Source organism: Bacillus sp. z14 (2026) (assembly GCF_058313575.1).
The window spans coordinates 126,497-141,352 of record NZ_JBZFQK010000002.1 but is presented as its reverse complement, the minus strand read 5'-3'; the positions used below and the strand labels follow the sequence as shown (position 1 = coordinate 141,352).

The window sequence follows — 14,856 nt, the reverse complement described above, 5'->3', positions numbered from 1 at the left end:
GAGTAGGTTGATTAGTTTTAGCAGGATAAGATCCATAAAAATGATAGATAAATACGGATTAAGCAAAAAAAATTCCCGCATCACTGCGGGTCCAAAGTTCGTTTTTCTATTTTGTTTGCTGCAGCACAGTATTTCTTAAAGCTCTGCGTAAAATCTTACCTGTCGTATTTTTAGGAAGCTCCTCCATAAATTCAATCGATGTAGGTACTTTATATTTTGCTAAATGCTCATGGCAATAGTTGATTAATTGCTCTTCCGTTAAATCTAGGCTTTTGGATACTACAAAACATCGGATGACTTCTCCAAGATTCGGATCCGGAGCCCCTATTACAGCTACCTCCGATACTTCGGGGTGTGCAAATAAAACTTCTTCAACTTCCCTAGGATAAACATTAAAGCCACCGACAATAACCATGTCTTTTTTCCGATCAACAATATAAAAATATTCTTCATCATCTGCACGAGCTAAGTCACCAGTATATAACCAACCATCCTTAATGGTAGCTGCAGTTTCTTCTGGCATTTTATAATAGCCCTTCATGACATTTGGACCTTTAACAATCAATTCCCCAACTTCACCCGCTGGAACCTCTTCACCCAATTCATTTACGACTTTATTCTCAACATGAATGATGGATTTTCCAATAGAGCCAGGCTTTCTAGGGCGATCAATTGGGTTAAAACAGGTAACTGGAGATGCTTCTGAAAGACCATATCCCTCTGACACAATAACATTAAATTTCTTCTCGAAATTTGTTAATAACGCAACCGGCATAGCTGAACCTCCGGAAATACAGAACCTGAGAGTTTTAAAGCTATCTTGATTAGCCTCGGGATATTGCAATAGATAATTGAACATAGTAGGCACACCTGCGAAAAGGGTTACTTCATATTTCTCGGCCACTCTGAACACTTCTTGTGGACTGAATTTAGGCAGGATGATTAATGTACCTCCATTTATTAGTGGCGCATTTAAAGAAACCGTTAAACAAAATACATGGAACATTGGCAGCACCGTAATAACACGGTCATCTTCATTGATCTGTAAGTAATCTGCTACATCCCGGGCATTACTATAGAGATTTTTATGCGTAAGCATAGCACCCTTTGGTTTACCGGTCGTCCCTGAGGTGTACAAAATAAGGGCGGTGTCATCTTCCTCCACTTTCGGGGCAGAAAATTGTCCGGTAGCAATTTTGAGTATATCTGTAAACGGTTTCATTTTGTCGCTGATAGATAGGTTCTGAGGCAATTCATCTGGTCCTGTACCGGACGGACAAACAATCACATGATTAATATCTGGCAGTATCTTTCTCATCTTATCAAACATAGGAATCAGCAAATCCAATGTGATTACTGCTTTTACATCACCATTTTTCAATATGTAGGCTATTTCATCTGGTGTATACGTTGGATTAATCGGGATAGCCGTTGCACCCAATCTCATTAATCCATATAAACCAATTATGAAATGCGGTGAATTACCCAATAATAGAGCAACATTATCTCCTTTGTTTACCCCTAAACTCTGAAGACCATCAGCAAACCGTGTAACAGCTGCATTCAATTCAGCATAACTCGTTTCCTGATCCATAAAAATATAAGCTGGTTTTGTTTTAAACTTTTCTGCCGTTTCTAGAAGTTGGGTTGATAAATTCATATTATTCCCTCCCCTGTTAGAAAGGTGTAAGTTTTGTTAAAATATTCTAAATACACCCAATTTTTATTATAGAAAAAGAACTAGGTATAAGCAACTATTTAATCGAAATCATAGATTAAGCAATCCCTACATTCACAATATTCATAAACAGGATAATTTACCTATAACCTTTATGTTTTCACAAAAATATCGTATTTTTATTGATATAGTTATTTGTATAAATAAAAAGCTTCAAACGGATTTAACCCATTAGAAGCTTTTTGATAGAAAGTATTTTCACTTTTTATTTAATATAAAAGATTAACAAAATCCTCTTTTGTGATATTTCCAAAATAATGACTGATATTCACATCTTTCAATGCATTTTCTAGTTCAGATTTTGAAAATCTAACACCAACTAATCGTTTTTGGATTTCTTCTACATCACCCACTCCAAAGAAGTCACCAAATATTTTGCATTCCTCAATTTTACCTTTAGCTACCTCTAAGCGAACATCTATTTGTCCAACTGGGAAACGATGAGAATGCTGAATATTAAACTTAGGTGATTTTCCATAATTCCAATCCCATTGTTGATAACGTTCTTCAGAGATTTCCATAATTTTTTTCCAGTCTTCATCAGTCCATTGATATTCTTGTACATTCTCCATTCCACCAAAAATATGTTCAAGTAGCTTTTGGCGGAATTCTTCCATAGTCAATGGTTCAGACAGGAACTCGGAAATATTGGCAACTCTTGAGCGAATGGATTTTATTCCTTTTGATTTAATTTTATCTTCTTTCACCTTTAAGGCCGAAACCACATTTTCAATTTCACTGGAAAGCATTAATGTTCCATGGCTGAACATTCTTCCCTTAGTGGCAAATTGAGCATTTCCTGAAATTTTGCGTTCTCCAACTACTAAATCATTACGACCACTTAATTCAGCATTTACGCCTAGTTCCTTCAATGCTTCCACCACAGGTTCAGTGAACTTCTTATAATTATGGAAGCTTTCACCATCATCTTTAGTGATAAAGCTATAGTTCAAATTACCGAGATCATGGTAAACCGCACCGCCGCCGGAAAGTCTGCGGACAACAATAATATCGTTCTCTTCTACATAATCACTGTTGATTTCCTCAATTGTATTTTGGTTCTTTCCAATAATAATGGATGGCTGATTAATATAAAATAATAAATATGATTCATCAATATCCAAATGTTTTAATGCATACTCCTCAATTGCCAAATTAATACGTGGATCTGTTATTCCTCTATTATCTAAAAATAGCATTACTCAATCCCCCTAAAATTAAATATAAATTTGTAAACCAGTCTTGGCTAAATCAATCTCACCCTTATAGACTTTTGCGGCTTGCTTTACCAGATCATTCTGATTCCCGAAGTGCGGCAAATGGGTCAATATTAAGGTTTGAACTGCTGCATCCCTGGCTATTTCTCCGGCTTGAATGCTGGTTAAATGACCGGCCCTTTCAGCCATATCCATGCCCTCATAAAAATTGCACTCGCATAGTAAAACATTTGCATCCCTGAAAAAAGACACGAGTTCAGAAAAATAGGCTGTATCTGCCGTATAAGCCAATCTTTTGCCCCCTGCTTCAATAACATAAGCATAGCATGGAACGGAATGCTTCGTCTTAAGTGCCTTAACATGGAAAGGACCAATTTGAACAGATTTCCCTTCCACAATAGGTTCCCATACAGTCTGGCTTTTATATGTCAGAGTAACAGCTGTAGCTTTATCTTCCGTATGAGCATATATAGGCAATGGCTCTTTTTCAATTCCTACCATTTGATCGATTAATAATGCATGCTGCAGGACCCCTATATCTGCAATATGATCTGTATGAAAATGTGATAAAAGAACGGCGTCCAAATCGCCTGGTCTTATGTATTCCTGTAACTGAGATAATACTCCGCTTCCACAATCAAGCAGCAATTTAAATCCTTCATGCTCAATCAGATAACCCGAACTGGCTTCTTTCTTCCCAGGATAGCCGCCCCAAAACCCGATAACTGTTAAACGCATTTTATCCCCCCATTAAAAATCAATCTAACTTTATATTGTTTGTTGGCAAATGGCTGTAACGAAATCTATAAGCTATAAAATTCCTATCGTTCTTTCTCATAATCTGTCCTTTTCCACTAATTGCATGCAATTATAACCAATTTCATGGTTATGACTTCGCAAAATCTAATATAGCTTCACACTCAATATATAACAATTAGCCTATTTTTTCATCTTTTTCAAAATTGTCTTAAAACAGTGTTGACTTTCCATATCTGTTATAATACAATGACATTATCAAGCAGTTATATAACAGATTCGAAAATGGATTATCTGTTATAAATCAATTAAAAAACGGAGGTTTTAAACATGGTACGAAACGTTATGGAATTCTTCAGAAATTTGCCCCCTAAGAAATGTTCAGAATGCGGTGAAAACATTGAAGAACAGCACGAATGCTACGGAATCGTCTGTGATAAATGCCTGCGTCATGTATCTGAATAGTCTTTAAATAATGTTAGCAGCAATCCCCTTTAATCCTGGGGTGCTCATATCGACTGTATTCATACAGTCCCTGATTTTTTAAATTCCCTCTATTTTGCGATTTGCAAAAAACCAGCCAATTATATATGGCTGGTTATTTTTTAGGTTATTTTTAAAGAAAACATAAATAAATCATTCATTTATAAATTCACTTGATAAGAGTTCCTATAGTAAGAAATCCTTTATTGATGTTAACTTTTCAACATATAGCTAAACAATGGTCTGCTTCTGCTTTAAACCCTTTATCAATTCGAATTTCGGTTCTATAGAAGAAAGAATTGTTAATCTCCCCTTTGAAAAAAGACAATAATCCATCTTATAATTCCAATCAACACTATAAGAATTCCATTTGCTATTGTAATAAGTCCTAAAAACGCTCCAAGAATAATAAAGATAGCTCCGAAAAATTAGCATCCTATCTACTATGGATTAGCTCTAATAATGAAAATATAGAGATAGTTACCGATAGCGATAAATATATAAAATTATCAAAGCAAGATTCAACAGACCTATATAAAATTTTAACAGGGGAAACATTAATAAAATAATTCTATATCTTTTATTCCTATCATGGATGTAGCGTTTGTTGATAACAAGTATAGCCCTTCCTTTACATCTCAGATTAATAGTAACAATAACAGCAATCTCTATGAAAACAGTCTTTATAAAGAAACGCTCAAACGGTGGTTCACATCATTTGAGCGTTTCTTCGTTATTAGACTGTCTTCATTGTATTTAGATAAGAAATAACTAGGTTCTAAAATGCAATCCCTTCTAAATAATAGATAGCCTATGTTTTTACACAGCTATCTGTTCTCCCCCGTTGCCGCTAGGGATTGAATCATCGTCATATCTCCAATTTTATTATTCAAGGTGATTGCCTCCTTCTGAATGTGGGTATAAAGCTGTAATAGGACTCATATATAATACTTCAGAAGCTAAGGAGTGATTGAATATGATAACCTGGATGCTGGCCTTTATATTTTTTATCATACTATTAATAATCGGTGAAACGGCAGGTAATATCTATTTAACAAAATTAATACAATCTTCACATGATCTTGAGGATGCAGCATTGAAAGAGAATTAAATATTTTTCAGCTGATTCTTTTTTATAAAACAAAATGCTGTTCGTAGAGGTTATTACTAATAGCTTAATAAAAAGAGACTATTTTGGTGCCATATCCGAAAAGTTAGAGTAAAACTAACTCCTAGGGTGCGACACCTTATTTGCAATCGCCTGCGTTATCTCTATTTTAATTAACCACTATAGAATTATCTAATGTATTCACTGATATTAATAAAATCCCCTTTGAACTAAACTGTCCTTCGTATTATAAAAAGGGCGTTAATCCGTCTTGGGTTAATACCCCACATAGTTGAAGGGGAAAATTATTTATGGTACTCCATTAACCAACAGTCCTGAAATTCCCCTTCGTGCAATTCATTCTTAGGCAGTATTTTAACCTTTTTAAATCCACATTTTTCATAGCATCTGATAGCCCTTGTATTTCTTAATTGAGGGTCCATCACTACTCTTTCAGCTCCTTTTTCTTCAGTTAAAAAATAAACCATAGATGATACAAGTAATGTTCCAATCCCTTTATTCCAGTAATCTATTTCCCCAATAAATTGGTCAGTACCAAAAACATTTTCTTGAAAAAATCCATAGTCATTTTTTGTGTCATCATCCAATTGGTAAAATTGAATATATCCAATTTCGGTATCATCGATTTCCACAATACATCTCACTTCACTATCTTCAGGTGGATAAAAAGCTTTTTCAACTTTTTCTAAATTAAATGGGTTGTCTCTACCCTCATAAAATTCGAGAACCGTTGGGTTTGATAGCCATTTTACAAATAGATATTTATCCTTTTTTTCTAATCTTCGAACCTTTAGATTACCATTTTGAAACAGCATAAATATTCCTCACTTATTATTTATAATAGATAGGTAATTCGTTTCCTTATAGGCAAATTCCTGCAATTAGCTAGCTATCCAGCTAATCCTTCCCCCGATAGTTAAATAAGAAGTAAGTTTAATTAGAAAACAATATCTACGAACAGAGCCCAATAAAAAGATATAAAAAATCCGATTAATTCTTCTCCATAATAAGAGGAATTAATCGGATTTGTTTATTTTGTAAAGTTATAGATTTTTTTCTTTAATAAATGTAAGGACCTGATTCATGGCAGCAATCCCCTGATCAATACAGTCAGGCATTCCAATACCATTATAGGATGCTCCGGCCAGATAAATTCCCGGAAGCTCCTTGTCCATTCTTTCTTTAATCATTTTTAAACGATCTAAATGACCGACTTCGTACTGAGGCATCCCTTCATTCCAACGAGTGACGATGGTGAAATCCGGTTTTTCAGTAATTTGCATGATTCTGTTTAAATCATCCAATACAATTTGTTCAATTTCACCGTCTGATAAGTCTACGACTACCTCATCACCGGCTCTTCCTACATAACAGCGCAGTAAAACCTTGCCATGAGGCGTAGTATGCGGCCATTTTTTATGAGTCCATGTACAAGCCGTAATCGTATAATCACTGTTTCTTGATACAAGGAATCCTGTTCCATCAATATCCTCTTTAATCGCGCTTGCATCAAATGCCATTGATACCGTTGCAACCGATGTGGAAGGTATTACTTTAAACGGCTCAAACATCCCATAATCCGGCAGCATTTGCGGAACAGCCTGATGGGGAGTAGCCAATATAGCTGAAATGACAGGTAACCGATCCCCATTATTTAATGTCAGCATATATCCTTCACCTGTTTTAATAATCCCATCAACTCTTGTCCCTTTAAGGATTTGATTTGCTGGAAGCTTTGCTTCAATGGCATCCGTCAATGATTGCAGCCCTTTATTAAAGGTTCGGAACATACCAATTTTGCTATCTGCTGCTGATTTATTGTCTTGTGATACTGGTTTTTTAGGACGGTTCTTTTTTGTACCCAATACAATGCTTCTGTATTTCTTCTCCAATTTTAGCATATCAGGAAACGTGGACATTGTGCTTAACTTGTCGAGATCGCCTGCATAAATTCCTGAAAGAAGAGGCTCAACCAGATTCTCCACTATCTCATCCCCAAGACGGCGCCTTAAAAATTTCCCTAATGGCTGATCGCCTGGCTCTTTAGAACGCGGCAGGATAAAATCCATAGCTGCTCTCATTTTACCTGATAGAGAAAACAGCCCCGTTGTAATAAACGGCCCTATCTCCGTAGGAATCCCCATAACCGATCCACCCGGAATTGGATGAAGGTTATCCTTTACGAGAATATAAGATTTCCCTGTTGAATTTGGAACAATCGTGCTTTCAAGACCCACTTCTTTCGCCAATTCTGTCATGCTCTTCTTTCGAGCCAAGAATGAATCTGGGCCTCTTTCAATGACAAAACCGTCACGTTCTACCGTTTGCATTTTACCGCCAAGCCTAGTTGTAGACTCTATTAGAATTACATTATATGGAAGATTGTCTTCCTTTACTTTTTTATCAAGGTAATAGGCTGCCGTCAGACCCGCGATTCCACCACCAATGATTGCAATATTTTGTTTCGTTGAATCCAATTTTATCGCCTTCTTTTCATTGTTGGTTATCAGTTAAGCTTCATTTTTTTCATAACTGCATCAACCATGGCATTGATGAAATCAGGATGCGTATTCGGCATGGCAGGGCGATAGTATGTTGCGCCTATCTCATCCGTAACCACCTTACATTCATAATCATTGTCATAAAGAACTTCCAAATGCTCAGCCACAAAGCCAACCGGTGTATAGACAAACGCTTTATATCCATGTTGTTCATAAAGATCTCTTGTCAAATCCTGAACATCCGGTCCAAGCCATGGATCAGGTGTATTTCCGGCACTTTGCCAACCAACCGCATAGTTTTCAACGCCTGCTCCTTCAGCAACCAGTTTTGCTGTTTCTTCTAATTGCTGTTCATATGGATCGCCTAGCTGTTTAATTTTTTCAGGTAAGCTATGTGCAGATACGATTAATACCGCTGCTGATCTTTCCTCCGGAGTCATTTGATTAAATGCTTCTTTTACATGGTCAACCCAATATTTAATGAAGTTTGGTTCTTTGTACCAGCTTTCAACTGAAGTAATTTTCATGCCATATTTATCAGCAACATCTTTTGCACGTCCATTGTATGATTTAATGCTGAAAGTGGAATAATGAGGTGCAAGCACAATGCTAACTGCCTCCGTGATTCCGTCAGCATGCATTTTTTCAACAGTATCTTCAATAAATGGCTCAATATGTTTCAAACCTATATAAGCTACAAATTCATATTGATCCTGTACTTTATTTAGCGCTGCTTCCAAATGAGCTGCCTGATCTTCCGTTGTCTTTCCAAGCGGTGAAATCCCGCCAATCGCACGATATCTTGAAGTCAAGTCTTCAAGCATTTCTTCAGACGGCTTTCTTCCGTGACGAATATGTGTATAATAACGCTCAATATCATCTTCCTTATAAGGTGTACCGTATGCCATTACTAATAAACCGATTTTTTTCTTTGTATGTGCCATTATTCAGCCTCTCCTTTTGATGTGATGATAGTTGCAGAATACTCATGTATAAATGCAGTCAGGCGTTTTAGAACTTCAGGATTTACCTCTGGGAAGACCCCATGTCCAAGGTTAAATACATGACCCGGTTCCTGTAATCCCTGTTCGATAATCTCTTTTGCCTTCTTCTCAATGGCATCCCAGGATGAGGTAAGCAATGCCGGATCAAGATTTCCCATTACTGTTTTGTTTATTCCGATATTTCTTGCTTCAGTAATGGACAGCCTCCAGTCAAGACCGACAACATCAAGTGGAAGGCTATTCCATTCCTTAGCCAAATGGCTTGCTCCCACACCGAACATAATCAAAGGAACTCGCACTTCCCTAAGTTCTGTGAATATCCGATTCATAATTGGTTTAATATAGTATTGGTAGTCTTGAACATTTAAGGCACCGACCCATGAATCAAATATTTGGATTGCTTTTGCGCCTGCTTTTACTTGAGCTTTCACATAGATAATAATGGTATCTGCCAGCTTATCCATTAATGCAAACCATGCCTTTGGTTCGGTATACATAAATGCTTTTGTTTTTGTATAATTCTTAGAAGGACCGCCTTCAATCATGTAACTTGCGATTGTGAAAGGAGCTCCTGAAAATCCGATTAACGGGACGGATAATTGTTCTTCAGTCAACAGTTTAATCGTATCGAGAATATAAGGAACATCTTCTTCTGGATTTAATTCACCAAGCTTTTCGACATCGGCTAATGATTGAATTGGATTGTCGATAACCGGACCAATTCCTGATTTAATGTCAACCTGTACACCAATTCCAGGCAGCGGAGACATAATATCTTTATATAGAATAGCTGCATCTACATCGTATTGTTCAACCGGTAGTCGAGTTACATAGGCTGCTAATTCAGGTTGATGAGTAATTTCAAATAAGGAATATTTTTCTTTAATTTTTCGGTATTCAGGCTGAGATCTTCCCGCCTGTCTCATATACCATACTGGAGTGTGATTTACCTTCTCTTTATTAATTGCTTTTAGGAAGGTATCATTGAATTTTTGTCTCAAAGCCGCTCCGCCCCTCTTTTTTACTATATATTTTATATTTTTTTCCTGAATTACATCGTTTAGGCATCAATAACAACTATATCCTTTCAGCCTTTCCTTGTATATAATCGTGAAAAAATTGTCAAAAAATAGACTTAATTTAAACCATTATAGTTAAATGCTCCTTACCTAACAGCAATGTAGGTTATGACTTAACTAATAATGGGTAAATAAAATGTTACAAATTAGAATAATTACTATTAACTAACGACTCCATTATACTAAAATATCTAATCAGGGGGCAAATAATGAACTTCTATATAACGACAGGAACCTTCAGCTTTTTAAAAAGGATACAAGATAAACGAGCAAATTTACCTCTTATTTTATTGAACAATCCTAAAACTGCCGCTCTGATTCATGAAACGGATCAGAAAACAATCTTTTCTTCAGCAAGAAAGTTCGAAGTTTTGGATGGATTCGGTCCACTTAAACAAGAAGGATTTTATGCTCTACATAATATACCTGTTTCTATTGAAGATCGGCCTGCATTTGAATTTGACCTTAAAAATAAATTAGTGTCTATCAAAAATGAAACTGGGATCCATGCGATGCGTATACTTAGCCCTATCAAATCTGATACCTATGTTGTTTTGACAAACTGGAAGAACGAACAGGCCTATGCAAAAGGGGATACAAGTGCACTAGTCCCAAATAAGTCCAGCCTTTTTAACACACAGGTATTGTTTACAGGCAGTCCTTACACTGTCACCTTTCATGCTTACAAAGAAGAAAACAAGTAGGGGAAGGCAATTATCATATTTGAAAACCGTCTACAATGATAACCATACTGACATATCATCTATTTGGCTCCTTAATCATTGTTTATCCTTTTTTTAAAATGTCAATCTACTAAACTTATAGAAGTTTTACTAAATTTAGTTTAATAATGGTTAATTATGTAAATAAGGATACTAGGAAACCATGTCATTTAATTAGGGGGATTATATGGAAAAGGAGCTATTTCAAAGATTAGAAGATGATTTCAAAGAAATGGTGGCCATTCGCCGTTATTTGCATAAGCACCCTGAGCTTTCCTTTCATGAAAAGAAAACAGTACAATTCATAAAAAATTTTTATAAAGAATTAAATGTCCCTATCCGAAGCAATGTTGGAGGTGGCGGGATTGTGGCGACCATACATGGTAAATCCCCTGGCAGAACAGTTGCCCTGCGTGCAGATTTTGATGCCCTCCCCATCCAGGATGGAAAAAATGTCTCTTACCGCTCAACAGTCCCTGGAGTCATGCATGCCTGTGGCCATGACGGACACACAGCTTTATTGCTAATATTGGCCAAAGCGATTAAAGAAATGCAGCATCTGTTGGAAGGAACATATGTCTTTATACATCAGCATGCAGAAGAACTTGCTCCCGGTGGGGCAAAATTTATGATTGAAGATGGCTGCCTTGATGGTGTAGATGCCATTTTTGGAACACATCTTTGGTCTCCATTCCCTACTGGATCTATTTATATAAGCCCTGGCCCAATAACCGCCACTGCCGATCGGTTTAAAGTGACCATATACGGTCAGGGTGGTCATGGGGCAGAGCCTCATACTTCAAAAGACTCATTGGTCATTGCGTCAGAAATCGTATCTCTCCTGCAAACTATAACGAGCAGAAGAATTGATCCAATGGAAGCAGCCGTTTTAACAATCGGGAAATTTAAAGCTGGGGAAGCATTTAATATCATACCTGATAAAGCCTTTTTAGAAGGTACTGTCCGAACCTTTGAATCAGAAGTTCAAGAACAAATTATTGAGGAAATTGAACGAATTGTTCAAGGTGTCTGCCTGGCAAATAACTGCCAATATGAACTGAGATACTTCAGAGGATATCCTCCAACCATTAATCATCCATCAGAGACTGACTATATTGAATATAAGGCAACCGAAATCGTCGGATGCGAAAACATAAAAAAACTTACACCCCTGTTGGTAGGAGAGGATTTCTCGTACTATCTTCAACAGGTCAGAGGATCTATGTTTTTTACAGGCGCTGCTCCCGAGAACACAGATCACCCTTATCCACACCACCATCCTTTATTCGATTTTAATGAGAAAGCCATGTTAATTGCCGCAAAGACCTTGGGCAGTGCAGCCATCGGTTTTCAGGAATGGCGCTATTTCTAATCCCCTTACTTCCACCAGCAAATTTTATCTTCGACATTTTAATATGAAAAACAGAAAAAACTGGCATATCTTTAATCGATGCCAGTTTTTAAGCCTAATAATTTTATTTTCAGCCCATTTCCTCTTCAGTAAACCATCTCATTTGATAAGCGTGTTTTGCCGTTTCACCCAATTGTTCAAGCAGCTGATGATTGGCCCAGGCTCCTACAATTGCGCCGATTCCCGGCACCAACTGCATCATTTTTATAAAGTCAATCGAATCCCGGTACTCCTGCTGAAAGCTTTGCCAATCAATTTCCTGGTACAATCCTTTTTTGTTTTCCCAGTCTTCAATCACTGGGAGAAGCTCTTTCCTTTTTTCTAAAGAAGAAAAAGCAAGCTGGAATACTAACAGGATAAATACTCTTTCCTCCCATTTTCTTGGGTCAAAACCATAAAGCTGAGAGATACTAAATAGATACTTTATTTTTATAGATAGAAGCAGTGGAAAGTCCGATAGACCAAGCAATATTCCTCCTGCCCCTGTTCCCGCTCCTTCAATGACTGCTGTTCTTCTATATATATTCAGCATAGATTGAGCCAGCTCTTCCTTTTCCTCGAGCGTATTCCCAACATGGTCTACTTTCTTAAAATAGGTTGAACCGTATAATACGCCGTCCACCATTGTTTTAATAGAAGAGCTAATTATATCATGTACTTTTTGAGGTATCTTTTGATTAATTGCCGTTTGGGCCTGTTTGGAGATACGCATTGCCATACTTGGCTTAGCGCTGATTTTCTTCTTCCATAACATCAAATCCTGCTTGGCTCTTTCCTCGTACCGTTCAGATGACATACAAAACCTCCAATGCCACTCACACTTTTTTCATTGCATACGGTCTGAAAATGAAAATGAACGCAAAACCACTCACTAATGTTACAATTGCCAATTTAACTCCTGCACCAATCAGAACCGTCATAAAGAAAATTAAATTTTGAATAACTAGAACGGTAATGAGCAGTCTAAGAACAGCCTTCCTTCTATAATCTGTATGCAATGGATAAAGATCCATCACCATTTTTTGATCATGATGATGCCAGATTGGCAGGAGCTGTAAACCTGTTATATATAAAAAGAGAATCGCAATAAATAATGTTCCCCATCCCAGATCTGTAAACAGGAATAAAACAGCCGCAATGAAAGTTAACCTCACAAATAAACCTAGATAGTCATTCGCTCTTACAAATGTTCTGGCATATAAATAGCTGAATGGATTGTTAGACTTACCCGAAAGAAGAGTCATAACACCACCAAGCCATCTTCTCTCTGAGATTTTTTCACGTAATTTTGGAACATCCGTAAACAAATTTGCTACTCGATAAAAAGCAGCCATTCTTCCATTCTCTAGCTCAATCAGCTTTTCCCAATGTAAACTTTCCTCTCTTGTGCTTTTCCAATAATAGAAGCAAAGCCCTCCTAAAAGAAGGAGGACAATTCCCATAAAAAGAAAAGACTCATTCTTAACAAGAAAATACACAAAAGCCGCATTTAGGACGAAACGGACTAATCCATCAACGAAAGATGCACTTTTTTCCCTATAGTACAAAACGAACCAGCGCGAACAAAGATTAATCCCCTTTACAATCAACAAAGATAGGAGCATCCACAAGAAGGATACCGTTTGTTCTTGCATTGTTTGCATATACATTGGCATTAATACAGCCAGAACCATGATAAGAATATAGCCCTGCATGACTAAGCTAAATATGATCGATTTTTTTATATAGGATGATAATTTTGACTCGATTGGCAGTAAGAACACTATGTCCGGATCGCGGAAAAACGTTGAAACCGGGCTAATTGTTGTAACTAATCCTAAGAGAATCGCCATAATCCATACGGTTGGAAAATCAGGACTTAATGTTTTAAGCCATTCACTGTAATAGAACCCCGCTCCTCCCAGCAGAATAATCATTACAAAGACCAGATGTCCATTAAATATGAACCGCAAGTATTTAGTTGTCTCCTTCAGATAATTATTAAAACGGTCCTTCCACAATGTTTCCCTATTCATGGCGATCTTCCTTTGTCAATTGCAGATAAATATCATCCAGGGAAGCTCCAGGCATGTTAAATTGATTGCGTAAATCTTCAATATTTCCTTTAGCCCGTACCTCACCTTCATGAAGAATGATAAAGGAGTCACAATATTTTTCAGCCGTAGCCAAGATGTGGGTAGACATTAAGATTCCTGCCCCCTGATTTTTCATATCCTTCATCATATCCAATAAGGATTGGATGGCAATCGGATCAAGCCCAACAAATGGTTCGTCAACAATATATAAAGAAGGCTCAGCAAGAAATGCACACATGATCATTACTTTTTGCTTCATCCCTTTGGAAAAGTGAGCTGGAAACCATTTCAGCCTTTTTTCCATTCGATATTCCTTTAATAGCTTTTCGACTCTTTCTTGATAAACAGACTCTTCTATACCATAGGCCATAGCAGTCAATTTTAAATGCTCTTCCAAAGTCAGTTCTTCATATAAGATAGGGGTTTCAGGCACAAATGAAAATTGTTTGCGATAGTTGTCTTTATCATCCTTAAACTGGCTTCCATTTATCTTGATTTCGCCATTTTTCGGTGTCATTAAACCAATAATATGTTTGATGATCGTTGATTTCCCTGCCCCATTTAATCCAATCAATGCGACAAGTTCATTGGGTTTCACTTCAAAACTCACGTCTTTTAATACAGGTGTTTTTGTGTAACCGCCTGTTATATGATTAATTTCAAGCAATGACATAGAGACAGTCTCCTTTTCTTTTTCTCCCTATCATTGTAACAAACGGTTCCTAAAACGGAAAACGCTAA

The 14,856-nt window shown here is 36.9% G+C and carries 14 protein-coding genes; 4 read left to right on the top strand and 10 right to left on the bottom strand.

The features are described from left to right. Nucleotides 1-106: 106 nt before the first annotated feature. The 3 genes from AC4G3O_RS06630 to AC4G3O_RS06620 all read right to left on the bottom strand — a co-directional run bounded on the left by AC4G3O_RS06630 (nucleotide 107) and on the right by AC4G3O_RS06620 (nucleotide 3,693). Entirely contained in the window at nucleotides 107-1,660 is a 1,554-nt protein-coding gene (locus AC4G3O_RS06630; protein WP_140461130.1) for a fatty acid--CoA ligase family protein, read from the bottom strand. Nucleotides 1,661-1,947: 287 nt separating this feature from the next. Then, nucleotides 1,948-2,937 (bottom strand): lipoate--protein ligase, encoded by a 990-nt coding sequence (lplA, locus tag AC4G3O_RS06625; RefSeq protein ID WP_066101822.1) that lies wholly within the window; start codon nucleotides 2,935-2,937, stop codon nucleotides 1,948-1,950. An 18-nt stretch (nucleotides 2,938-2,955) separates the two neighbouring features. Beyond that, the gene (locus tag AC4G3O_RS06620; protein ID WP_491135987.1) at nucleotides 2,956-3,693 is read right to left on the bottom strand and encodes an MBL fold metallo-hydrolase; all 738 of its coding nucleotides are present in this window, start codon (nucleotides 3,691-3,693) and stop codon (nucleotides 2,956-2,958) included. 348 nt (nucleotides 3,694-4,041) lie between these two features. Here AC4G3O_RS06620 and yhfH point away from each other — a divergent pair, with 348 nt between their 5' ends. Together yhfH and AC4G3O_RS06610 are read left to right on the top strand one after the other, a co-directional pair. Then, nucleotides 4,042-4,176, top strand: coding sequence for a protein YhfH (gene yhfH / locus AC4G3O_RS06615; protein ID WP_077247967.1), 135 nt, complete (start codon nucleotides 4,042-4,044; stop codon nucleotides 4,174-4,176). Nucleotides 4,177-5,170: 994 nt separating this feature from the next. Then, entirely contained in the window at nucleotides 5,171-5,305 is a 135-nt protein-coding gene (locus tag AC4G3O_RS06610; protein ID WP_257468976.1) for a hypothetical protein, read from the top strand. A gap of 302 nt (nucleotides 5,306-5,607) precedes the next feature. On the opposite strand, the gene AC4G3O_RS06605 is transcribed toward AC4G3O_RS06610, so the two are convergent. The 4 genes from AC4G3O_RS06605 to hemE form a co-directional block, all read right to left on the bottom strand. After that, nucleotides 5,608-6,138 (bottom strand): GNAT family N-acetyltransferase, encoded by a 531-nt coding sequence (locus tag AC4G3O_RS06605; RefSeq protein ID WP_490558836.1) that lies wholly within the window; start codon nucleotides 6,136-6,138, stop codon nucleotides 5,608-5,610. A gap of 228 nt (nucleotides 6,139-6,366) precedes the next feature. Further along, a complete protein-coding gene (gene hemY / locus AC4G3O_RS06600) occupies nucleotides 6,367-7,800 on the bottom strand; it encodes a protoporphyrinogen oxidase (RefSeq protein ID WP_139891494.1) in 1,434 nt (477 codons plus the stop codon). Nucleotides 7,801-7,829: 29 nt separating this feature from the next. Further along, nucleotides 7,830-8,768: a ferrochelatase gene (gene hemH / locus AC4G3O_RS06595; protein ID WP_491135986.1), complete on the bottom strand. Its 939-nt coding sequence runs from the start codon at nucleotides 8,766-8,768 to the stop codon at nucleotides 7,830-7,832. Continuing rightward, a complete protein-coding gene (gene hemE, locus AC4G3O_RS06590; RefSeq protein WP_066101841.1) occupies nucleotides 8,768-9,829 on the bottom strand; it encodes a uroporphyrinogen decarboxylase in 1,062 nt (353 codons plus the stop codon). Before hemE ends, hemH begins: the two co-directional genes overlap by 1 nt. Nucleotides 9,830-10,116: 287 nt before the next feature. Between hemE and AC4G3O_RS06585 the strand changes: the two genes are divergently transcribed. Further along, a complete protein-coding gene (locus tag AC4G3O_RS06585) occupies nucleotides 10,117-10,611 on the top strand; it encodes a hypothetical protein (RefSeq protein ID WP_066101844.1) in 495 nt (164 codons plus the stop codon). 205 nt (nucleotides 10,612-10,816) lie between these two features. Beyond that, on the top strand, nucleotides 10,817-12,001 hold the full coding sequence (locus tag AC4G3O_RS06580; RefSeq protein WP_139891496.1) for a M20 metallopeptidase family protein: 1,185 nt from the start codon (nucleotides 10,817-10,819) through the stop codon (nucleotides 11,999-12,001). 109 nt (nucleotides 12,002-12,110) lie between these two features. On the opposite strand, the gene AC4G3O_RS06575 is transcribed toward AC4G3O_RS06580, so the two are convergent. Genes AC4G3O_RS06575 through AC4G3O_RS06565 form a run of 3 tightly spaced genes read right to left on the bottom strand, consistent with a single transcriptional unit; the run spans nucleotide 12,111 to nucleotide 14,788 of the window. Then, nucleotides 12,111-12,836, bottom strand: a complete 726-nt coding sequence (locus tag AC4G3O_RS06575) for an EcsC family protein (protein WP_066101850.1) — start codon at nucleotides 12,834-12,836, stop codon at nucleotides 12,111-12,113. Nucleotides 12,837-12,855: 19 nt separating this feature from the next. After that, nucleotides 12,856-14,055, bottom strand: a complete 1,200-nt coding sequence (locus AC4G3O_RS06570) for an ABC transporter permease (RefSeq protein ID WP_491135985.1) — start codon at nucleotides 14,053-14,055, stop codon at nucleotides 12,856-12,858. After that, nucleotides 14,048-14,788, bottom strand: coding sequence for an ABC transporter ATP-binding protein (locus AC4G3O_RS06565; protein ID WP_066101856.1), 741 nt, complete (start codon nucleotides 14,786-14,788; stop codon nucleotides 14,048-14,050). Before AC4G3O_RS06565 ends, AC4G3O_RS06570 begins: the two co-directional genes overlap by 8 nt. Nucleotides 14,789-14,856 lie beyond the last annotated feature (68 nt).